We start from the raw sequence: 21,985 nt of genomic DNA on the forward strand, positions 1-21,985 counted from the left end.
TGGTGAACGACGATCGCCGGGCGCCGCGAGGGCGCCCTTCGGCCCCACCGTAGGGCGGCCGGGCGCGGATGAGGCTTGTCCGCGGTGGAGTGGAGCGGCCTACGGGTGCGCCGGTTCGTCGAAGCCGGACCGGGTCACCCGGCCCCCGAGGAGGCGGCCGTCGCCTTGAGGGCCAGCCACAGCTCCATCCGGACGTCGGGGTCGTCCAGCGACCGGCCCAGGATCTCCTCCACCCGGCGCATCCGGTAGCGCAGGGTGTGGCGGTGGACGCCCAGGTCGGCGGCGGCGGCGTCCCACTGGCCGTGCCGGGAGAGCCAGGCGCGCAGGGAGGCCACCAGATCGCCGCGGCCCTTCGCGTCGTGCTCCCGCAGCGGCCGCAGCATCCCGTCGGCGAAGGCCCGTACGGCGTCGTCGGCGAGCAGCGGCAGGACGGAGCCGGCCGCGAGCTCCTCGTGCTCGACCATGGCCCTGCCCCGGCGGCGGGCGACCGAGAGGGCCTGTTCGGCCTGCTTGTACGCGGCGGAGACGGCGATCGGGCCGCAGGGGGCGGACATCCCGACGACGGCGTCGGCGTCCTCGGAGCCCGCCTCGCGCGCCGGCCGGTCGTCGGCCGCCCGGGCGTGGGCCACGCCGGCCGCGACCGCGGCTCCGCCGTCCGCGGCCAGCACCACGAGGCGTTCGCCCTCGGGCACCGTCAGCAGGGCCTCGCCCGACCGGGACGCCGCGGCCTCCATCGCCTCCGCCAGCAGCTCGGTCCCGGACGGGACCGGTGCCTCGGCGATCAGGAGGCGGAAGGGCGCGTCGAGCAGCCCGCCGTACAGGTCCCCGGCGACGGCGCGGGCGTGGTCGGACTCGCCCGCCAGCAGCATCCGCAGGACCGCGGCGCCCAGGCGCTGCTCCGCTCCCTGGAGCGCGCGGGAACGGGCCGTGGTCAGGGTCAGCAGGGCGACGGCGGAGTGCACCGCGTAGCGCTCGGCCGTGCCGAGGGCCGCCCCGGTGCCGACGGCCAGCGCACCGCGGTTGCGGCGTCCGGCGCCCAGGGACTGGAGCTCGACCCGGTCGTCGCCCTCGCTGCCGCCGACGACCGCGCTGGCCGGGGCGGGGCGCTCCCGCAGCCGCTCCACCTCGGGTGTGAGGCGTGCGGCGCGGCGGGCGGCCCAGTCGGGCGCGGCGGCCACGACGGCCCCGGCGGAGTCGTAGAGCGCGGCCCATCCGTCGACGTGCGCGGCGAGGCGGGTGAGCAGCTCCGCGGGTCCGTCCCCGGCGACGGCGGCCCGGGTCAGCTCCCGCTGGGCCTCGAATCCGGCGGTGACGGAGCGGTACTGGTCCGCGGCGATCGCGGCGGACACCGCCTTGCTGATGGCGAGGAACGGCGTGAGCCGGGGCACCTCCAGGAGCGGCAGCCCGGCCTCCTCGGCGGCGTCCACGAGGGCCGGCGGGATCTCCTCGTAGGTGACACCCACGCCGAAGCCGATGCCCGCGACCCCGGCGCCGGCCAGCCGCTGGACGTAGCGGCGCATCGTCCCGGGGTCCCGGGCGTCGAGGTTGGTCGCGGTGACCAGGAGCAGTTCACCGCCGTCCATGTACGGGACGGGGTCGGCGAGCTCGCTGGCGTGCGCCCACCGCACGGGCGTGCCGAGCCGGTCGGCCCCCGCCCGGACGGTGAGCTTGAGCGCCGAGTGCTGGACGAGCGAGGCGAGAGTGGGTGGCATGGGACCGCCGGACCTCTGGGAGTCGATGGAGCCGCCCGTGCGGACGGCTCGATGGGGCCGTCCGCACGGGCGGCCCGATCGCGCCGCCCCGTACAGACGGCGCCATCGATTCTGCCAGGGCGGCAGGGTCTCCGTAACCTCGCGCTCAGCCGTTCAGCTCGACCAGGAGCGGCGGTGCGTGTTCGCCGTCCACGGTCGTCAGGGACAGGACCGCGTGACCTGCGGGGAGCTGGTAGGCCAGCTCCGAGGCGGACCAGCGTTCCCGCTCGACGCGCCGCACGGTCACGGCGTCCCGGGTGACGGCCTTGCCGGTGACGAGCTTGCGCAGACCGTGCAGGGCGCGGGTGAACGGCTGGTCGGCGAAGACCGCGTGCTGGGCGACCTCGCGGGTCTCCACCCACTCCTTGCCCCACACCTCGGCGAAGCGCTTCCCGTCCCAGGTGGTGACCCCGCTGAAGGCCATGCAGCAGCCGACGGCGCCGAGCAGCGCGGTGTGCAGCCCCTCGGGGACGTCGTCGACGGTCCGCAGGGTCAGGAGCACGCCCGCGTTGACCGACCGCAGCCGCCGGACGCCCCGGACGGTCTCGGCGGTGAGGGTGTGCGTGGCGTCGTCCAGGACCAGGCAGGCGAAGAGCGACCGGTCGGTGCGGGCGGCCGAGACGGCGGTGAACTGGGCGAGGACGAGCCGGGTGAGCAGGCGCGAGGCCTCGGCGTGGGCCCGCTCCGGGAGGTCGATCCTGACGCGGAGCGGCAGGTGTTCGAGGGAGCGCAGCGAGAACGGCCGGGCCTCCGGGCCGGTGGCGAAGAACGGTGCGAAGGCGGGGCGGTCGAGCAGCGCGATCCGGTCGGCGAGCGTCGGCCCGGGGTCCCCGGTGCCGCCCCGCTGGCGGGTGCGGGCCTCCAGCTCGCGCAGCATGGCCCGGTGTCCGCCCGCCGCGAGCGCCTCGCGCAGGGCGTCGGTCGCGCCGAGGTCGCCGTCCAGGAGTTCGCGCAGCGCGGGCACCCCGGGGAAGTGCCCGTGGACGGCGCGGTAGGGCCCGAGGAGCTGGGCGAGCACGGTGGCGGCGCGCCTGCTGTCCAGATGGGTCACGTCGCCGACCAGGCCCTCCGCGAGCACGCCGGCGGCCTCGTCGGGGTCGGTCGTACCGCCGTAGAGGTCGAAGTCGTGCGCGGAGGACGGGTCGCCGATCCGCACCACGACGTCGAACGCGTCGTCCGGACCGAGCTCGCCCCCGGCGCCGCCGACGGCGAGCACCGCGGCCCGTCCGGCGAGTGCCTGGAGGGCGAGGGACTCGACGACCGGCCGCACCAGGCGGGCGGACTTGCCCGCTCCCGGGGGGCCGACGGCCAGCAGCGAGGTGCCCAGCAGCGCGGGCTCCAGGGCGACGCCCGAACCGCGCCGGGCGTAGGGGTTGTGCGGGTCGTCGGCACAGCCGCCGATGCGGACCTGGCCGGTGAGCAGGTCGTGCGGGGCGGTGCGGCGGGGCAGGTCCCGGGCGCCCGAGGGGTGGAGCGCGGCGGCGCCGCCGGCCCGCAGGACCGCTTCCTCCAGCGCGGCCAGGCGTTCCGGGTTCCCCCGGCCGACGCTCCACGCGTGGCGCAGCCGGGCGACGTCCACGTCGTTCATCCGGCCGGCGCGCACCGCGGCGGTGAGGGCCTCGGCGGCGTCCGTCCGTCCCGCCTCGCGGAGTTCGGGCCACCGGTCGGGGGTGGGGGTGTCCGGCGGTCCGGCGGGCGTCTCCGGCGCGGCGGCGGAGGCCTTACCGCGCCGGGCGGCGAGCAGGGCGCCCCAGCGGCCGAGGCGGGCGAAGGGCCAGAGCACCCCGAGGGCGATCAGGGTGTAGATCACGTTGACGACGGCCTGGCTCTGGTAGATCTCGCCGCCCGCGACCGAGGCGACGAGGATCAGCACCGGCCGCACGAGCGGAACGGCGTCCTTCCACACGAGGAGTTCGGCCAGGGCTCCTCCGGCGGCCGTGGCCAGCGCGAGGAAGGGCTGCCCCCGGCCGGCGACGTGGCGGCGGAAGATCTCGGACCAGTTGCCCAGCCGCCCGCAGCCGTAGACCAGGAGGCCGAAGAGGACGGCCTCGTAGACGGTGAGGGCGTCGGCGCCCTCGATGGTCCTGGGCCCGCCGAAGGTACCGGCGTACCACCAGTCCCCGGGGGTGAAGAGCTTCAGCGGGACGAGCCGGTAGGGGATGTAGCCGTTGCGCCACAGGGACCACAGGAGCAGTCCGCAGAGGACGGAGATGAGCACTCCGACCACCAGCGAGCGGTCGGACACCCCTTCGGGCTTCTCCGGGGGGCGCGGGACGTGGCCGTAGCGCCAGACGCCCGGTTCCCGCACGGGGCGCGGGGTGCGCAGCCACTCCTCGACCCCGGGGGCTCCCGGGGTCGGGGGGCCGGGACGCGGGGCGTACGCGGGAGGCGGTGGCGCCCCGTGCGGTGGCCCGGCAGGGCGGGGCACCCGGTCCGCGCCCGTGCCCCGTGCGTCGTACGTGCCTTCGGTGTCCATGAACCGCTGCCCCCTGACCAGCCAGGTCCCGCCTTGTGCACGGCCAATCTAGTGCCCGGGCCCGGGGAGTTCAGCCATGCGGGCGAATGCCCCGGCGGTGCGTCGTCCGGGGGCCCGTCGGGGGCATCTGTCCTCCGCGGACAAGGACGCGCTCCCACCACTCCCGATCGGAGCATGACCGCTGCCCGCGGCCGCCCCTAGCCTGCAGAAACAGAAGCGTCCGAAAAACCCCAGGAGCCCCGCATGTCCGACATCCCGCAGGAGCGCCGCCTCGTCACCGCCATCCCCGGCCCGGAGTCGGCACGGTTGCAGGCCCGCCGTGTCGCGGCGGTCGCCGCGGGCGTGGGCTCCACGCTGCCGGTCTTCACCGCCCGGGCGGGCGGCGGCATCATCGAGGACGTGGACGGCAACCGGCTGATCGACTTCGGTTCCGGTATCGCCGTCACCTCGGTGGGCGCCTCCGCCGAGGCGGTCGTGCGCCGTGCCTCGGCGCAGCTCGCGGACTTCACCCACACCTGTTTCATGGTCACGCCGTACGAGGGGTACGTCGAGGTCTGCGAGCAGCTCGCCGAGCTGACGCCGGGCGACCACGCCAAGAAGTCGGCGCTGTTCAACTCGGGCGCCGAGGCGGTCGAGAACGCCGTGAAGATCGCCCGTGCCTGGACCAAGCGCACCGCCGTCGTCGTCTTCGACCACGGCTACCACGGGCGGACGAACCTCACGATGGCGCTGACGGCGAAGAACATGCCGTACAAGCAGGGCTTCGGTCCGTTCGCGCCCGAGGTGTACCGGGTGCCGGTGGCGTACGGCTACCGCTGGCCGACCGGCCCCGAGAACGCCGGCGCCGAGGCGTCCGCGCAGGCCATCGACGAGATCACCAAGCAGATCGGCGCGGACAACGTCGCCGCGATCATCATCGAGCCGGTCCTCGGCGAGGGCGGCTTCATCGAGCCGGCGAAGGGCTTCCTCCCGGCCATCGCGCGGTTCGCCCGGGAGAACGGCATCGTCTTCGTCGCGGACGAGATCCAGTCCGGCTTCTGCCGCACGGGCCAGTGGTTCGCCTGCGAGGACGAGGGCATCGTGCCCGACCTGATCACCACGGCCAAGGGCATCGCGGGCGGCCTCCCGCTCTCCGCGGTGACCGGCCGCGCGGAGATCATGGACGCCGCGCACGCGGGCGGCCTGGGCGGTACGTACGGCGGCAACCCGGTGGCCTGCGCGGGTGCGCTCGGCGCCATCGAGACGATGCGCGCGCTGGACCTGAACGGGAAGGCCCGGCGCATCGAGGAGGTCATGAAGGAGCGCCTCGCCGAGATGCGGTCGAAGCTCCCCAACGGCGACATCATCGGGGACATCCGCGGCCGCGGCGCCATGATCGCGATCGAGCTGGTGAAGTCGGGCTCGAAGGAGCCCGACGCGGCCGCCGCGGGAGCACTGGCCAAGGCCTGCCACGCCGAGGGGCTGCTGGTGCTGACGTGCGGCACCTACGGCAACGTCCTGCGTTTCCTGCCGCCGCTCGTCATCGGCGAGGACCTGCTGAACGAGGGCCTGGACATCATCGAGCAGGCGTTCGCGCGCCTCTGACACGTTCGAACCATCCGGCCGCCCGGCGCCGTCCCCGGGGTTGGCGACGGGCGGCCGGGTGAGGGCGTGTGAAGAAGGTGTGCGGGGGCCATGGCGGGATACCGTAGCGGCTTCCGGTGCCTCCTCCCTCTGACGTACGGTCTTCCCAGATGAGAGAAACACCCCGCCCGCAGGGGACTGCGGGTGATGCCGGGCCGGGGCTCCCCCCGCTCCGTTCCGGCCGTGCCATCGCGCACACCACCGGAGCCTCGGGCTCCGGGACTCCTCACCGATCGGATGGCCGCTCGCTCCACACCCCCCGGGGCGCGCGGCAACCCGATCAGACCGGCCACCTCGGAACAATCCCCCCTGTTCCCCGGTGGCCGGTCCTTCTCGTGTCCACGGCCGCGGCGCTCTCGGCGCTCTTCCTCGTGATCACCTGGCAGGTGCTGGCCGACGGCCCGCTGCTGGTTCCCGACGAGCGGCTCGGCCTGGAGCTGGCGGGGCGCGGCCCCGCCTCCCTCGCGGACCTGTTCGCCGATCTCGGCAACCCGCAGGTCGCCGTCCCCGTGCTGGCGTGCGCGGCCCTGTTCGCCTGGTTCCGCCGCGCCCGGCGTGCGGCCCTGTACGCCGTCCTGGCCATGGCCGCCGTCCCGGCGCTCGTGGTCCCGCTCAAGCTGTGGACGGACCGGCAGGGGCCACTGACGGAGGCCACCGGCTACTACCCGTCGGGCCACACGACCACGGCCCTGGTGGCGTACGGGGCGGCGGCCCTGCTGCTCGCCCCGTACACGAGGCGGTCATGGGTGACGCCCGTCGCCGCCGTCCTGCTGACGGCGGCGACGAGCGTCGGTCTGGTGCTGCACGGCTACCACTGGCCGCTGGACGTGGTGGCCGGCTGGTGCCTCGGCGGGGTGCTGCTGCTCGCCCTGCGGGCGGTCACGCGGCGGGGTCAGCTCCCGAAGTAGGCGTCGAAGTTCTTCGAGAACTCCCAGTTGTTGAAGCGGTCCCAGTTGATGGACCAGGTCATCAGCCCGCGCAGGCCCGGCCAGGTGCCGTGCGTCTGGTACGAGCCGCAGTCGCTCTTCTTCGTCAGGCAGTTGAGCGCCTTGGTGACCTCGGCGGGCGAGGTGTGGCCGTTGCCCGCCTGGGTGGAAGCCGGGAGGCCGATGGCGACCTGCTCGGGACGGAGTGCGGGGAAGACCTTGGTCTGGTCGCCCGCGACGGGGAAGCCGGTGAGCAGCATGTCGGTCATGGCGATGTGGAAGTCGGCGCCGCCCATGGAGTGGTACTGGTTGTCCAGGCCCATGATCGAGCCGGAGTTGTAGTCCTGGACGTGCAGCAGGCTGAGGTCGTCGCGCAGGGCGTGGATCACCGGGAGGTAGGCGCCGGCACGCGGGTCCTGGCCTCCCCAGGGGCCTGAGCCGTAGTACTGGTAGCCGAGCTGCACGAAGAAGGTCTCGGGGGCCATGGTGAGGACGAAGCCGTCGCCGTACTTGGCCTTGAGGGACTTCACCGCGGAGATCAGGTTGACGATGACGGGGGTCGTCGGGCTGCGGAAGTCGGTGTCACCCGTCGCGAGGGAGAGCGAGTGCCCCTCGAAGTCGATGTCCAGGCCGTCGAGGCCGTAGGTGTCGATGATCTTGCCGACGGAGGTGACGAAGGCGTCGCGGGCCGCGGTCGTGGCGAGCTGCACCTGGCCGTTCTGGCCGCCGATCGAGATCAGCACCTTCTTGCCGGCGGCCTGCTTGGCCTTGACGGCGGCCTTGAACTCGGCCTCGCTCTCCACGTTCGGGCACTCGGCGACCGGGCAGAGCGAGAAGCGGATGTCGCCCGAGGTGACGGACGTCGGCTCGCCGAAGGCGAGGTTGATGACGTCCCACGAGTCCGGCACGTCGGCCATCCGGGTGTAGCCGGAGCCGTTGGCGAAGCTGGAGTGCAGATAGCCGACGAGGGCGTGGGCGGGAAGTCCGCCGCCGGTCCCCCCGCCGCCGCCCGGGGCCGTGGCGGTGGTGACGCCCACGGCCGCCGACTTCGCGGACTCGCCCGCCGCGTTGACCGCGCTGACCTGGAAGCTGTACGCGGACGACGCGGCCAGCCCCGTCACGGTCGCCGAGGTGCCGGTGGTGTCGAGGACCTTCGTACCGCCGCGGTAGACGCGGTAGCCGGTGGCTCCGGCGGACGCGGTCCAGGACAGCGGGACGGCCGAGGCGGTCGGCGTGCCCGCCCGCAGCCCGGTCGGGGCGGCGGGCACGGCGACGGGGTCGCCGCCGGGGCCGGTGAGGGTGACGTCGTCGGCGTAGTAGGCGGGAGTGCCGTACCAGCCGTGGGTGTAGACCGTCACCGACGTGGTCGCGGGGCCGGTCCTGAAGGCGGTGGTGAGCTTCGTGTACGCACCGGCGGACGCGGTCCAGGTGGAGACGTCGGTGGTGCCGGTTCCGGACGCCCCGAGGTAGACGTAGCTGCCCTGCACCCACGCGCCGAGCGTGTAGGCGGAGTCGGGCTTCACGGCCACGGTCTGGGAGCAGCGGGCGTTGTCGCTGCCGGCCGGGGTCGCCTTCAGGGCCGAGGTGCCGCTGTGCACGGGTGTGCTGACGGCTGTTCCGCTGCCGCCGGTACAGCTCCAGCCGTCCAGTCCGGCCTCGAAGCCGCCGTTGCGCGCCAGGTCGGCGTCGGCCGCCCCGGCGGCCGGCGCCGTGGCGACCAGGGCACCGGCGGCGAGCAGGGCGGCCGAGAGGACGGCCATGAGCCCGGTGAATCGGACAGGTGGTCCGGTGCGTTCCACAACAGCCTCCGTGCAGGGGGGAATTGAGTGGTGCGCACAACATGGTCCAGACCAATCGGGTTGTCAAGACCTCTGGCGGTCCCTCACCCCCCGTCGCCGCGCGTGCCACGGGAGGCCGCGGCCTCGTGCAGGGCGAGCTCCAGCAGGCTCGCGTCGGTCAGCGTGCCGGAACCGTCCGGCGGGATCAGCCACCGCACCCCGCCCACGGTGGCCCCCGGCCGGGGGACGACGATCCACGTGCCCGCGCCGGCCCCCCGGATGCCCGTGCCGATCCAGCGGGCCGCGGTGCCCGGGGGCACGAAGAAGCCCATCCGGGATTCACCGAAGTCCGCGAGGACGGGGCCCGGCCTGTCGAGGAGCCGGGTGAGCACGTCGAGTGCCGGATAGCCCAGCTCCCCCGGGACGATCAGCACGTCCCAGCGCTTCCCGGCGGGCAGGAGCGCCATCCCCCGCGGATCGCGCTCCCACTCCCTCCGGCAGGCGCGCGGATCCGGTGCCACCGACGCGAGCCATGCGACCGCGGCCTTCACACCCGTGCCGCTCATGGACTTCCTCCTTCTCCCCGTGGGCACCGGCAGGGTCCTGCCGGTGCGTTCACGGGAGAGAGGGAGCGGCGCCCGGATCATGACGCGGGTTCGACGGTGATCTGGATCACCCGGCCGGGCCGCCGCTCGTGGGCCGCGCGCCCGGGACCTCAGCTGTCGAAGCCGAGCCCCAGCCGGTCCATGGTCCGCAGCCACAGATCGCGGTGACCGCCCCGCCGGTCGGCCCGCGCGAGGGACCTCTTGGTGAGCGCGATCCCCGTCCAGGCGAACGGCTCGGGCGGGAAAGGCACCGGCCTGGAGCGGACCATCCGCAGCGCGGTCCGCCCGGTCTCCCGGCCCGACAGCAGGTCGAGCATGACCTCGGCCCCGAAGCGGGTGGCCCCGACGCCCAGCCCGGTGTATCCGGCGGCGTAGGCGACCCTTCCGCGGTGGGCCGTCCCGAAGAAGGCGGAGAAACGGGAGCAGGTGTCGATCGCACCGCCCCAGGCGTGACTGAACCGCACGCCGGAAAGCTGGGGAAAGCACTCGAAGAACTGCCCGGCGAGTTTCAGGAAGGTCTCCGGCCGCTGGTCCAGCCCGGGATCCAGCCGCCCGCCGTACGGATAGACGGCGTCGTACCCGCCCCACAGGATCCGGTTGTCCGCGGAGAGCCGGAAGTAGTGGAACTGGTTGGCGCTGTCCCCCAGTCCCCGGCGGTTGCGCCAGCCGACCGAGGCGAGCTGCTCCGCGTCGAGGGGCTCCGTCATCAGCGCGTAGTCGTACACCGGGACCGTGTACGGACGCACCCGCCGCACCAGCGAGGGGAAGATGTTCGTACCGAGGGCGACGTCACGGGCGAAGACCCTGCCGTACGGGGTGCGCACGGCCGTCCCGGCGCCCGCGCGGGCGAGCTCGAGACCGCGGGTGTGCTCGTGGATCCGTACGCCGGCCCCGAGGCAGGCCTCCTTCAGACCCCAGGCGAGCTTCGCCGGATGGAGCATGGCGACGCCCCGCCGGTCCAGCAGGCCACCGAGGAAGGTGGGTGAGTCGACCTCGGCGCGCACCTGGTCCCGGTCGAGGAGTTCCAGCCCGCCGAGGCCGAGCTCCTGGGTCCTGCGATGCCATTCCCGCAGCTCGTCGAGCTGGTGGGGCTGTGTCGCCACGTCGATCTCGCCGGTGCGTTCGAAGTCGCACCCGATGGAGTAGCGGGCCACGGCCTCCTCGATGGCGTCGAGGTTCCGCGCGCCCAGCTCCTCCAGCTTCCGGATCTCGTCCGGCCAGCGCTCCAGCCCGTTGGCCAGACCGTGGGTCAGCGAGGCGGCGCAGAACCCGCCGTTGCGGCCCGAGGCGGCCCAGCCCACCTCGTCGCCCTCGATGAGGACGACATCACGACCGGGGTCCCTCTCCTTGGCGATCAGCGCGGTCCACAGGCCGCTGTACCCGCCTCCGACGACCAGGAGGTCGCACCGTTCGTCGCCGGTCAGCGCGGGAAGGGCCCCGGGCTTCCCGGGGTCGTCGAGCCAGTAGGACAGGGGACGCGCGTCCGAGAGTGAACGTGCGGCCGTACGCATGGCATCCGGGGCCATGGTTTCCAACTCCTTCGGGTTCTACTCGCCCGCATCGCTCTTCCGCCGGTTCGCGATGAGCTGTCCGGCGAGAACCACCGCCACGGCGATGACGAACATGGCCGTACCGATGACGTTGATCTGCACGGGTGTTCCCCGCTGCGCCGATCCCCAGACGAACATGGGGAAGGTCACCGTGGAGCCCGCGTTGAAATTGGTGATGATGAAGTCGTCGAAGGAGAGCGCGAAGGCCAGCAGCGCCCCCGCGGCGATCCCCGGGGCGGCGATCGGGAGCGTCACCCGGACGAAGGTCTGCACGGGCCCGGCGTAGAGGTCGCGGGCGGCCTCCTCCAGCCTCGCGTCCATCGACATCACGCGCGCCTTGACGGCCGTCACCACGAAGCTGAGGCAGAACATGATGTGCGCGATCAGCACGGTCCAGAAGCCGAGTTCGGCGCCCATGTTGAGGAAGAGCGTGAGCAGCGAGGCCGCCATGACGACCTCGGGCATCGCCATCGGCAGGAAGATCAGCGAGTTGACCGCGCCCCGGGCCCGGAAGCGGTAGCGCACCAGCGCGAAGGCGATCATCGTGCCGAGCACGGTCGCCCCGGCGGTCGCCCAGAAGGCGATCCGCAGCGAGAGCGAGAGCGAGCCGCAGAGGTCGGCGACGCCGCAGGGGTCCTTCCAGGCGTCGAGGGAGAACTCCTGCCAGGCGTAGTTGAAGCGCCCCCGGGGCCGGTTGAAGGAGAAGACCATCACGACGGCGTTCGGCAGGATCATGTAGGCGAGGGTCAGCAGCCCCGCGATCACGACCAGGTTCCGGCGGATCCATCTCAGTACGGGCATCAGACCAGGTCCTCCGTCCCGGAGCGGCGGATGTAGACGGTCACCACGAACAGGACGACCGCCATGAGGATGAACGAGAGCGCCGCCGCCGTCGGATAGTCCAGGACCCTCAGGAACTGGGTCTGGATGACGCTGCCGACCATCTTGGTGTCGGTGGAGCCGAGGAGTTCCGCGTTGACGTAGTCGCCGCTCGCCGGGATGAACGTCAGCAGCGTGCCGGAGACGACGCCCGGCATGGACAGCGGCAGCGTGACCGTGCGGAAGGTGGTGGCGGGGGTGGCGTACAGATCGCCCGCCGCCTCGTGCAGCCGGCCGTCGATGCGGTCCAGCGAGGTGTAGAGCGGCAGGATCATGAACGGCAGGAAGTTGTACGTCAGACCGCAGACGACGGCCATCGGGGTGGCCAGGACCCGGTTGTTCTCGGTCCAGCCGAGCCAGGCGGTGACGTCCAGGACGTGCAGGGTGTTGAGGGCGTCGACGACCGCTCCGCCGTCCGCGAGGATCGTCTTCCAGGCCAGCGTCCGGATCAGGAAGCTGGTGAAGAACGGGGCGATGACCAGCACCAGGACCAGGTTGCGCCAGCGGCCCGCCCTGAACGCGATCAGATACGCGAGCGGGTAGCCCAGCAGCAGGCACAGGACGGTGGCGGTGCCCGCGTACAGGAGGGACCTGATGAACTGCGGGTAGTACTCGGCGAAGGCGTCCCAGTAGGTCCGGAAGTGCCAGGTGACCTCGAAGCCCTTCTCCAGGGACCCGGTCTGCACGGACGTCGACGCCTGGTAGACCATCGGCAGCGCGAAGAAGACGAGCAGCCACAGGATGCCGGGGAGCAGCAGCCAGTAGGGGACGAGCCGTCTGCGGGCGGAGGGCCTGCGGGCCGCCCCGGGCTCCGCGGGCGCCGGCGGCGCTTCCGTGGCGCTCACGCCGCGCCCTCCAGGACGTCCGCCCCGGCGGCGCCCGCGGTGATGGACTGGGCGGCGTCGAGCCCGAAGGTGTGCTCGGGGTTCCAGTGCAGGACCACGTCGGCTCCGGGTACGAGCCGGCCGTCGCGTTCGACGTTCTGCTCGTAGACCTGGAGCGCCGTGCCGGCCGGGCTCTCGACGGCGTACTGCGTGGAGACCCCGATGAAGCTGGAGTCGGTGATGCGGCCGGTGACCCGGTTGCGGCCGTCGGGTATCGCCGCCGCGTCGTCGGTGTGGGTCAGGGAGATCTTCTCGGGGCGGATGCCCACGAGCACCTTCCCCCCGTTCGCCGCCGGGGCCGGACACCGCCCGCCGGGCAGTGTGAGCCTCCCGCCTCCGGCCGAGACGACGATGTCGGCGCCGGCGGACACGATCTCCCCCTCGATGAGGTTGGAGGTGCCGAGGAAGTTCGCCACGAAGGTGGTCCGCGGGTTCTCGTACAGGTCGGCGGGGGCGCCGAGCTGCTCGACCCGGCCGCCGTTCATCACCGCGACGGTGTCGGCCATGGTCATGGCCTCCTCCTGGTCGTGGGTGACGTGGACGAAGGTGATGCCGACCTCGGTCTGGATCCGCTTGAGTTCGAGCTGCATCCGGCGGCGCAGTTTGAGGTCGAGGGCGCCCAGCGGCTCGTCGAGGAGGAGCACCTGGGGGTGGTTGATGAGCGCGCGCGCCACGGCGACGCGCTGCTGCTGGCCGCCGGAGAGCTGGTGCGGCTTGCGCCGGGCGAAGTCACCGAGCTGGACGAGGTCGAGCATCTCGCCGACCGGTTTCCGCACGGACCTGATCCCGCGGCGGCGCAGCCCGAAGGCGATGTTCTCGCTGACGTCCAGGTGCGGGAAGAGCGCGTAGCTCTGGAAGACGGTGTTCACGGGCCGCTTGTGCGGGGGCAGGCCCGTGATGTCACGGCCGCCGAGGGAGACGGTGCCGGTGGTGGCGTCCTCCAGGCCCGCGATCATGCGCAGGGTGGTGGTCTTGCCGCAGCCGGAGGCGCCGAGCAGCGCGAAGAAGGAGCCCTGCGGGACGGTGAGGTCGAGGGGGTGGACGGCGGTGAAGGAGCCGTAGGTCTTGCTGATCCCGGTGAGACGGACGTCGCCGCCCTCTGTCTGCTGCTGTGTCATGGGTCGCGGTCCCAGTGGTGTCGGGGGAGATCGGGAGGGGGCGGGCGGTCAGGCGCCGATGAGCTTGGCGAACTTCTCCTCGTACGCCGTCTCTTCCTCGGAGCTGAGGGAGCGGAAGGACCGCGACTTCGCGGCCATCGCCCGGTCGGGGAGGATCAGCGTGTTGGACGCCATCGACGCGTCGATCTTCGCGAGTTCGCCGGCGACCCCGTCCACGGGGCAGACGTAGTTGATGTACGCGGCGAGCTGCGCCGCGACGGGGAGCTCGTAGTAGTAGTCCATGAGCTTCTCGGCGTTGGTCTTGTGCCGTGCCTGGGACGGGACCAGCATGTTGTCGCTGGACGTGATGTAGCCGGCGGACGGGATCGAGAACTTGACCGCCGGGTTGTCGGCCTGGAGCTGGATGATGTCGCCCGCCCAGGCCACGCAGGCCGCGATGTCCCCCTTGCTCAGGTCCGCGGTGTAGTCGTTGCCGGTGAAGCGGCGTATCTGCTTGGTGTCGACGCCCTTCTGGAGCCGTCCGACGGCGGCGTCGTAGTCGGCGTCGGTGAAGGACCCGGGGTCCTTGCCCATGTCCAGGAGCGTCAGGCCGACCGAGTCGCGCATCTCGGAGAGGAAGGAGACCTTGCCCTTGAGCCGGGGGTCGTCGAGCAGCTGGGTGACGGAGTCGACCTTCCGGCCGCCGGTCGCCTTCTCGTTGTAGGCGATGACGGTGGGGATGCCGGTCCACGGATAGGAGTAGGCGCGCCCGGGGTCCCAGTCGGGCGTGCGGAACTGCGCCGAGAGGTTCGCGAAGGCGTGCGGCAGGTTCGCGTGGTCGAGCTTCTGTGCCCAGCCGAGCCGGATGACGCGGGCGGCGAGCCAGTCCGTGACGATGATGAGGTCGCGTCCGGTGTCCTGGCCCGCGGCGAGCTGCGGTTTGATCTTCCCGAAGAACTCGACGTTGTCGTTGATGTCCTCGGTGTACCTGACCTTGATCCCGGTGCGCTTCGTGAACGCCTCCAGGGTCGGCCGGCTCTTCCCGTCCTCGCCGACGTCCATGTACTCGGTCCAGTTGGAGAAGTTGATCTGCTTCTCCGCCGCCGAGTGGTCGTCCGACGCCGCGGCGCCCCCTTCCCGCCCGGCGGGCGGGATGCCGCACGCGCTCAGTGCCCCGAGGCCGCCGAGCGTGAGGGCTCCCATGCCCGACGCCCTGAGGAGGGAGCGGCGGGTGAGGGCGCCCCTGCCGTTCGTGAGGCTGCGCCTCATGGCGGCCAGCTGGGGCGCGGAGAGGCGTTCGGGCTCGTACTGCTCCATACGCGTGTGCCCTTCCGGGTGGGTGGGGCCGCCGGGCGGCAGCCGCTGCTATCGGTCCCCGAAGACGGTGCGGTGCCAGTCCTTCCTGGCCACCGCGGTGTTGTCGTACATGACGTGCTTGACCTGCGTGTACTCCTCGAAGGAGTACGACGACATGTCCTTGCCGAAGCCGCTGGCGCGGTATCCGCCGTGCGGCATCTCGCTGATGATCGGGATGTGGTCGTTGATCCACACGCAGCCCGCCCTGATCTCACGGGTGGCGCGGTTGGCCCGGTACAGCCCGGTGCTCCAGGCGGAGGCGGCGAGTCCGTACGGGGTGTCGTTGGCGAGGCGGATTCCCTCGTCGTCGGTGTCGAAGGGCAGCACGACCAGGACGGGGCCGAAGATCTCCGAGGTGACGATCTCGCTGTCCTGGGCGGCGTCCGTGATCAGGGTCGGCCGGTAGTAGGCACCGTCGGCGAGGTCGCCTCCGGGGGCCTCGCCGCCGGTGACGACGGTGGCGTGGGCGCGGGCCCGCTCGACGAACCCGGCGACGCGGTCGCGCTGCCGGTGGCTGATCAGCGGGCCCAGGTCGGTCGACGGGTCGAAGGGGTCGCCGAGCCGCACGCTCTCCATCAGGGCGGCGACCCCGCTCACGAACGCGTCGTACAGGGGGCGCTGGACGTAGGCGCGGGTGGCGGCGGTGCAGTCCTGGCCGGTGTTGATGAGGGCCCCGGCGACCGCCCCGTGCACCGCGGCGTCCAGATCGGCGTCGTCGAACACGAGGAAGGGCGCCTTGCCGCCGAGTTCCAGGTGCAGGCGCTTGACGGTGGAGGTGGCGAGCGCGGCGACCCGCTTGCCGACGGCGGTGGACCCGGTGAAGGAGGTCATCACGATGCCGGGGTGGCTCACGAGGTGCTCGCCCGCGTCCTGCCCGGCACCGGAGACGATGTTGACGACGCCGTCGGGGATGCCGGCGTCGGTGGCCGCCTGGGCGAACATCAGCGACGTCAGCGGGGTGATCTCGGCGGGCTTCAGCACGACGGTGTTGCCCGCGGCGATGGCCGGGAGGATCTTCCAGGCGGCCATCTGGAGCGGGTAGTTCCACGGCGCGATCGACCCGACGGCCCCGAGGGCCTCACGGCGTACGTAGGAGGTGTGGTCCCCGCTGTACTCGGCGGCCGACTTCCCTTCGAGGTGGCGGGCCGCGCCGGCGAAGAACGCGGTGTTGTCGACCGTGCCGGGGACGTCGAACCCCTGGGTGAGCTTGACGGGCTTGCCGCACTGCAAGGACTCGGCGTGGGCGAGGTCCCCGGCCCGGTCGTCGAGTACGGCGGCGAAGCGGTACAGCGCCTGGGACCGTTCGGCGGGGGTGAGCCCCGACCAGCCGGGGAAGGCGTCGCGGGCGGCCGCCACGGCGGCGTCGACGTCCTCGGTGCCCGCCAGTTCGTAGCGGTGGACCGTTCTGCCGGTGGCGGGGTCGACCACGTCCTGCCGGCGTCCGGACGTACCGGGGCGCAGCCTCCCCCCGATGTACTGCGCACCCCCGGCGAAGCGGTCCTGCACCTGGAAACCGTTGCCCATGACGTTCTCCTCCGCTGCCCCCTGACCAGGGGCGGCGTAGTTTCTTCTCGAATTGAGTGCCGATCCTGACAGAGCGCACCTCTACCAACAAGTGATTCCGTTGTTTCCTTTTGGTTACGCGACGGAATCTGTCGACGATGTGTCTCGTGCGTACGGAAATCCCTGTACGGGCTGTCCGTGGCGGGTGCGAGACTCGGCTGCCATGGGACAGGCACACATGGACGACCTCCTGGCGCGCACGGCACGCGGGGAGAACGTGAAGTACCTGCCGTTCTGGGGGCACCGGCCCCGGGCGGACGGGGCTCTCGGGGAGAGCTGCCTCAGCCAGTGGTGGCCCGCGCCGTTCACGGTCGGCGCGGTGACCTACGCCTCGGCCGAGCACTGGATGATGGCCGGCAAGGCGCGGCTCTTCGGGGACGCGGAGGCGGAGTCCCGGGCCGTGGCGGCGGGGAGTCCCGCGGCGGCGAAGACGGTGGGCCGCCTGGTCAGGGGCTTCGACGAGGAGGTGTGGACCCGGGAGCGGTTCGCCCTGGTCGTCGCGGGCAGCGTCCACAAGTTCGGCCAGGACCCGGAGCTGCGGGCGTATCTGCTGGGCACCGGCCGGCGCGTGCTCGTCGAGGCCAGCCCGATGGACCGGATCTGGGGCATCGGGCTCGCCAGGGAGGATCCGCGCACCGCGGACCCGGCCTCCTGGCGCGGGCTGAATCTGCTGGGCTTCGCGCTGATGGAGGCGCGTGCGCTGCTGCGCGCGGAGTGACACGGCGGGTGGCCGGGCCGGAGGCGGGTGCCGCCGGCCCGGTCACGGGTCAGCGGGAGGAGCCGACGACCAGGGACGTGGAGTACGGGTCGTCGTCGTAGGAGTACTCGCTGCTGGACTCGTCGTTGGCGACGGCCCAGATCAGGAACACCAGGAAGACGGCGCTGACGACGATCGAGACCGAACCGAGGATGATCCCGGCGAGTGCCATGCCGCCGTTGTTCGCCTCACCCCGCTTGGCGCGGCCCCGGCCGATGATCCCGAAGACCAGGGCGAGGATGCCCAGGATGATGCCGATCCCCCACATGCAGAAGCCGGCGACCGCGATGATCCCGAGGACCATCGAGGCGATCCCCAGCCCGTTCGCGGGCGCCGGGCCCCACGCGGGCTGCCCGCCGTAGCCCGGGTATCCCGGATAGCCGTACGCCGCCGGGGCGGACGGGGCGGCGGGATATCCGTACGCCGCCGACGCTGCGGAGGGAGCGGCCGGGTAGCCGTACGGGTCGTGCGGGCCCGGACCGTTCGGCCCGACCGGCGGTTCGGGGACCGGGGGCTGCTGCGGGCCGAAGGCTCCGGGCTGGCCGGGTATCTGCCCGGAGCCGGGCTCGACGCCCGGCATGGACGTCACCGTGGGCTGGTTGTGCACCGCCGGCGGGCCGGCGTCCGCGGGCTGCTTGCCCAGCTCGACCCTGCTGTCCGGCGGAGCCCACGGATCGCGCGGTGCTCCCTCGCCCCCGGGCTGCTGTGTGTTGTCTGACATGGGCCTCCCCCATCGTGGTCCCGCCATGCTACGGCCCGGCATCCGGCCGCAGGGCGCCGCCTACGATGACCGGTGCGGCCGGTACGGCCGGCCCAGAACAGACATCCGGGAGTATCCGATGAACGATCTGCACCCCTTCATCGCGGGGCTGCCCAAGGCTGAGCTCCACGTCCACCACGTCGGGTCGGCCTCGCCCCGCATCGTGGCCGAACTGGCGGCCCACCACCCCGACTCCAAGGTTCCCACGGACCCGGAAGCCCTGTCGGACTTCTTCACCTTCACCGACTTCGGGCACTTCATCGACATCTACCTCTCGGTGGTGGACCTGATCCGCACCCCCGAGGACGTCCGGCTGCTGACCTTCGAGGTCGCCCGGGACATGGCGCGGCAGAACATCCGGTACGCGGAGCTGACCGTCACCCCCTTCAGCTCGACCCGCCGGGGGATCCCGGAGCAGGGCTTCATGGAGGCCATCGAGGACGCCCGCAAGGCCGCCGAGGCCGAACTCGGCGTCGTGCTGCGCTGGTGCTTCGACATCCCGGGCGAGGCCGGCCTGGAGGCGGCGGAGGAGACGACACGGCTCGCGGTCGCCCTGCGGCCCGAGGGCCTGGTCTCCTTCGGTCTCGGCGGGCCCGAGATCGGCGTGGACCGGCCGCAGTTCAAGCCCTACTTCGACCGCGCCATCGCCGAGGGCCTGCACTCCGTCCCGCACGCCGGGGAGACCACCGGCCCGGGGACCATCTGGGACGCGCTCACCGCGCTCCGCGCGGAGCGGATCGGCCACGGCACCAGTTCCACGCAGGATCCGAAGCTGCTGGCCCACCTGGCCGAGCACCGCATCCCGCTGGAGGTCTGCCCGACGTCGAACATCGCCACCCGGGCGGTCGCGGACCTGGACCGGCACCCGATCAGGGAGATGGCCGAGGCGGGCGTCCTCATCACGGTCAACAGCGACGACCCGCCCATGTTCAACACCGACCTCAACACCGAGTACGCGGTGGCGGCCCGGCTGCTCGGCCTGGACGAGCGCGGGGTGGCCGCTCTGGCGAAGAACGCCGTGGAGGCCTCCTTCCTGGACCCGGCCGGCAAGCGGGTGCTGGCCGCCGAGATCGACACGTACACGACGAACTGGCTGGGGGCTCCCGGCCGGTGACCCCTGCGGTCACAATGGCCCCATGACCACCACCGTCACCGCCGTGGCCCACCGCGGCGATCCCTACCGTGCCCGCGAGAACACGCTCCCCTCGGTCCGGTCCGCCGTGGACCGGGGGGCGGACGCGGTCGAGATCGATGTCCGCGTCACCCGGGACCGGGTGCCCGTGCTGCTCCACGACTCCACGCTGGAGCGCCTGTGGGGCCACGACACCCGTCTGGACCGGGTGGCCCACGCCGAGTTGACGGAGCTGACCGCGGGCGGGGTGCCCACCCTGCGGGAGGCGCTGGCCGCCGCGGGTGACCGGCGGATCATGGTCGACCTGCCCGGCGCGACCGACGCGTCCGTACGGGAGATCGTCGGTGTGGTGCGGGAGTGCGGGGCGCGGGACCGGGTGTACTACTGCGCGGACACGCACGCCATGCTCAAGGTGCGCGCGGCCGATCCGTCCGCCGAGATCGCGCTGACCTGGACGACCCTCGCGCCTCCGCGCGCCGTCCTGCTCGACGCGGTGCGCCCGCGCTGGCTGAACTACCGGTTCGGGCTGCTGAGCCGTGAACTGGCCGCCCGCGTCCACGCCGACGGGCTGCTCGTCTCGGCCTGGACGGTGGACACCCGGCGCACGATGCGACGGCTGCTGGCGTACGGCGTCGACTCGATCACCACCAACCGGATCGACACACTGCGCACCCAGTTGGCCAACTCCGCTCCGTCCGGGGCTTCTTGATCGGTCCGGCATCATGGGCGGTCCGTACCGTCCGTGACCCCTGGAGCAGACGTGACCGAGCCCGGCCCCAGCAGCGCGCCCTCCCGTGTCCGTGCCGACATCGCCCACAACGCCCGGGTGTGGAACTACTGGCTGGGGGGCGGTGACCACTACCCGGTCGACCGGGCGGTGGGCGACCGGGTCACCGGGATGTACCCGAGCATCGGCGAAGTGGCCCGCGCCGACCGGGCGTTCCTCGGCCGGGCGGTGCGCCATCTGGCGGGTGACGTGGGAATCGGGCAGTTCCTGGACATCGGCACCGGCCTGCCGACCGCGGACAACACCCACGAGGTCGCCCAGCACACCGCGCCCGACGCACGTGTCGTCTACGTCGACAACGACCCGATCGTCCTGGCCCACGCGCGCTCCCTGCTCACCAGCTCGCCGGAGGGCGCCACCGAGTACGTGGAGGCGGACGCCCGGGATCCGCGGCGGATCCTCCGGGCGGCCTCGGGGACCCTGGACCTCCGGCGCCCGGTCGCGGTGATGATGCTGGGCATCCTCAACTTCGTCCTGGACACGGACGAGGCGCGGGGCATCGTGACCGAGCTGATGGACGCCCTGCCCTCCGGCAGCCATCTGGTGCTCACCCACCCCACGACGGAGCTGGGCGGCGAGGGCAACGAGGCCGCGATGCGCTTCTGGAACGAGAACGCCACACCGCCGATCACCGCCCGCGACCGCTTCGCGTTCGCCTCGTTCCTCGACGGCCTGGACATCCTGGACCCGGGCATCGTCTCCTGCTCCCGCTGGCGGGCGGACGCGTCCGGCGCGGCCCCCGAGGTCGCCCAGTTCGGCGCCGTGGGCCGGAAGCGCTGAGGCGGCGGGGGCGGTGACTCCCGCGCGAGGCGCGGTCCACCGGCCTCGGCACCCGCCGCCGCACGCCACATCCCGGCGGGAAGGCCACCGGCCCCTCCGCCACTCCTCCGCGTGCGTCCCGACGCGTGAGGGACGGTAGGTACGGCCCGGCGTGTACGGCACGGCAAGCTCGGCCCGACGCGCACCGCCCGGCGGCGTACGCGTCAGCACCCGGTCCCGCTGCCGCCGGGGCGGAACCGGCGCCCCCCCCGTTCGGTTACGCGCCCGCACCGGGCGCGGAGGCGTGAGCGCCTCCTCCCGTCCGGGGGCGGGACGGAGCGGCGGGGCCGTCAGCGTCCGGCGAGGGCCCGGATCTCGTCGGTGACCAGCTTCGGGTCCTCCTCGGCCATGAAGTGGCCGCAGGAGACTGTGCGGTGGCGCAGGTCCCCGGACCAGGCGCTCCACAGCCCCTGCGCGTGGTAGCCGAGCGCGGCGCCCCAGTCCTGCTGGAGGACGGTGACGGGCATGGCCAGACGCCGGCCCGCCTCGCGGTCGGCCGCGTCGTGGCCGACGTCCACCCCGGCGGAGGCCCGGTAGTCGGCGACGATGGAGGGCACGGCAGCCGCCGAGGCGTCGAGGTAGTGGCGGCGGACGTCCGGCGGGATCGCGTCCGGGGTGTTCGTCCACGCGTCGAGGAAGTGGGCGAAGAAGGTGTCGGCGGACGCCTGGATCATCTCCTCCGGCAGGCCGGGCGGCTGCGCCATCAGGTAGAGGTGGAAGCCGACCGCGCCGGAGACCCCGCTGAGCGCGTCCCACATGTCGAGGGTCGGCAGGACGTCGAGGAAGAGCGCCCGGGACACCGCGTCGGGGTGGTCCATGGCGGCGCGGAAGGCGACCAGGGCACCCCGGTCGTGACCGGCCAGGGTGAAGCGGTCGTGCCCCAGTCCGGCGGCGAGGCGGACGACGTCACGGGCCATGGTCCGCTTGGAGTAGACGTCGGGTCCGGTCGCGGCGGGCTTGTCGCTGGCTCCGTAGCCGCGCAGGTCGGGGCAGATGACGGTGTGGTCGGCGGCGAGGTCCGCGGCGACGTGCCGCCACATCAGGTGGGTCTCGGGAAAACCGTGGAGCAGGACGACGGGGCTGCCGGTGCCGCCGACGGCGGCGTTCAGCGTCACGTCGTCGTCGACGCGCACGCGGTGCTCGGTGAAGCCGGGGATGGCCGGGTGTGTCACGGGGACTCCTGTGGTACGTGGCAGAGTGGGCGTTCCGGGCCGGGCGGCCCGTCGTCCGGGGACGTCACCC

18 protein-coding genes are annotated in these 21,985 nt (G+C 72.7%); 6 read left to right on the forward strand and 12 right to left on the reverse strand.

The genetic code is table 11. The features are described from left to right. Positions 1–134 precede the first annotated feature (134 nt). Positions 135–1,712, reverse strand: a complete 1,578-nt coding sequence (locus ACFVS9_RS23725) for a PucR family transcriptional regulator (protein ID WP_383115234.1) — start codon at positions 1,710–1,712, stop codon at positions 135–137. Positions 1,713–1,857: 145 nt separating this feature from the next. After that, positions 1,858–4,227: an ATP/GTP-binding protein gene (locus ACFVS9_RS23730; RefSeq protein ID WP_389935189.1), complete on the reverse strand. Its 2,370-nt coding sequence runs from the start codon at positions 4,225–4,227 to the stop codon at positions 1,858–1,860. Between the two features lie 243 nt (positions 4,228–4,470). Here ACFVS9_RS23730 and gabT point away from each other — a divergent pair, with 243 nt between their 5' ends. Both gabT and ACFVS9_RS23740 read left to right on the forward strand, forming a co-directional pair. Then, positions 4,471–5,811 (forward strand): 4-aminobutyrate--2-oxoglutarate transaminase, encoded by a 1,341-nt coding sequence (gene gabT, locus ACFVS9_RS23735; protein ID WP_383115236.1) that lies wholly within the window; start codon positions 4,471–4,473, stop codon positions 5,809–5,811. 374 nt (positions 5,812–6,185) lie between these two features. Continuing rightward, on the forward strand, positions 6,186–6,758 hold the full coding sequence (locus ACFVS9_RS23740; RefSeq protein ID WP_383115237.1) for a phosphatase PAP2 family protein: 573 nt from the start codon (positions 6,186–6,188) through the stop codon (positions 6,756–6,758). On the opposite strand, the gene ACFVS9_RS23745 is transcribed toward ACFVS9_RS23740, so the two are convergent. The 8 genes from ACFVS9_RS23745 to ACFVS9_RS23780 form a co-directional block, all read right to left on the reverse strand. Beyond that, entirely contained in the window at positions 6,743–8,575 is a 1,833-nt protein-coding gene (locus ACFVS9_RS23745; RefSeq protein ID WP_383115238.1) for a chitinase, read from the reverse strand. The genes ACFVS9_RS23740 and ACFVS9_RS23745 overlap by 16 nt on opposite strands. Before the next feature lie 83 nt (positions 8,576–8,658). After that, complete coding sequence (locus ACFVS9_RS23750; protein ID WP_383115239.1) at positions 8,659–9,120, reverse strand: hypothetical protein; 462 nt, start codon at positions 9,118–9,120, stop codon at positions 8,659–8,661. 149 nt (positions 9,121–9,269) lie between these two features. After that, entirely contained in the window at positions 9,270–10,685 is a 1,416-nt protein-coding gene (locus tag ACFVS9_RS23755) for an NAD(P)/FAD-dependent oxidoreductase (protein ID WP_383115240.1), read from the reverse strand. A gap of 21 nt (positions 10,686–10,706) precedes the next feature. Continuing rightward, a complete protein-coding gene (locus ACFVS9_RS23760) occupies positions 10,707–11,510 on the reverse strand; it encodes an ABC transporter permease (RefSeq protein WP_389935195.1) in 804 nt (267 codons plus the stop codon). Then, positions 11,510–12,433 (reverse strand): ABC transporter permease, encoded by a 924-nt coding sequence (locus tag ACFVS9_RS23765; RefSeq protein ID WP_389935198.1) that lies wholly within the window; start codon positions 12,431–12,433, stop codon positions 11,510–11,512. The genes ACFVS9_RS23760 and ACFVS9_RS23765 overlap by 1 nt, the downstream gene beginning before the upstream one ends. After that, entirely contained in the window at positions 12,430–13,590 is a 1,161-nt protein-coding gene (locus ACFVS9_RS23770; protein WP_389935201.1) for an ABC transporter ATP-binding protein, read from the reverse strand. The genes ACFVS9_RS23765 and ACFVS9_RS23770 overlap by 4 nt, the downstream gene beginning before the upstream one ends. Positions 13,591–13,638: 48 nt before the next feature. Continuing rightward, entirely contained in the window at positions 13,639–14,886 is a 1,248-nt protein-coding gene (locus tag ACFVS9_RS23775) for a spermidine/putrescine ABC transporter substrate-binding protein (protein WP_383115244.1), read from the reverse strand. A 48-nt stretch (positions 14,887–14,934) separates the two neighbouring features. Next, on the reverse strand, positions 14,935–16,449 hold the full coding sequence (locus tag ACFVS9_RS23780; protein ID WP_389935204.1) for a gamma-aminobutyraldehyde dehydrogenase: 1,515 nt from the start codon (positions 16,447–16,449) through the stop codon (positions 14,935–14,937). Between the two features lie 217 nt (positions 16,450–16,666). Here ACFVS9_RS23780 and ACFVS9_RS23785 point away from each other — a divergent pair, with 217 nt between their 5' ends. Next, positions 16,667–17,206 carry an NADAR family protein gene (locus ACFVS9_RS23785; RefSeq protein ID WP_389935258.1) on the forward strand — a complete coding sequence of 180 codons (540 nt, stop codon included), beginning with the start codon at positions 16,667–16,669 and terminating at the stop codon, positions 17,204–17,206. A 49-nt stretch (positions 17,207–17,255) separates the two neighbouring features. Here the strand turns inward: ACFVS9_RS23785 and ACFVS9_RS23790 are convergent, their stop codons facing one another. Next, the gene (locus ACFVS9_RS23790) at positions 17,256–17,966 is read right to left on the reverse strand and encodes a DUF4190 domain-containing protein (RefSeq protein ID WP_389935207.1); all 711 of its coding nucleotides are present in this window, start codon (positions 17,964–17,966) and stop codon (positions 17,256–17,258) included. Between the two features lie 118 nt (positions 17,967–18,084). Here ACFVS9_RS23790 and ACFVS9_RS23795 point away from each other — a divergent pair, with 118 nt between their 5' ends. The 3 genes from ACFVS9_RS23795 to ACFVS9_RS23805 are packed head-to-tail and all read left to right on the forward strand — an operon-like array spanning position 18,085 to position 20,704. Continuing rightward, positions 18,085–19,119, forward strand: coding sequence for an adenosine deaminase (locus tag ACFVS9_RS23795; RefSeq protein ID WP_383115247.1), 1,035 nt, complete (start codon positions 18,085–18,087; stop codon positions 19,117–19,119). A gap of 22 nt (positions 19,120–19,141) precedes the next feature. After that, a complete protein-coding gene (locus tag ACFVS9_RS23800; protein ID WP_389935210.1) occupies positions 19,142–19,846 on the forward strand; it encodes a glycerophosphodiester phosphodiesterase in 705 nt (234 codons plus the stop codon). A 51-nt stretch (positions 19,847–19,897) separates the two neighbouring features. Further along, positions 19,898–20,704: an SAM-dependent methyltransferase gene (locus ACFVS9_RS23805; protein WP_383115249.1), complete on the forward strand. Its 807-nt coding sequence runs from the start codon at positions 19,898–19,900 to the stop codon at positions 20,702–20,704. A 329-nt stretch (positions 20,705–21,033) separates the two neighbouring features. Here ACFVS9_RS23805 and ACFVS9_RS23810 read toward each other — a convergent pair whose 3' ends face one another. Then, a complete protein-coding gene (locus ACFVS9_RS23810) occupies positions 21,034–21,915 on the reverse strand; it encodes an alpha/beta hydrolase (protein ID WP_383115250.1) in 882 nt (293 codons plus the stop codon). Between the last annotated feature and the right edge of the window lie 70 nt (positions 21,916–21,985).

It is taken from the genome of Streptomyces sp. NPDC058008 (assembly GCF_042886395.1).
In the GTDB taxonomy this organism is placed as follows: domain Bacteria; phylum Actinomycetota; class Actinomycetes; order Streptomycetales; family Streptomycetaceae; genus Streptomyces.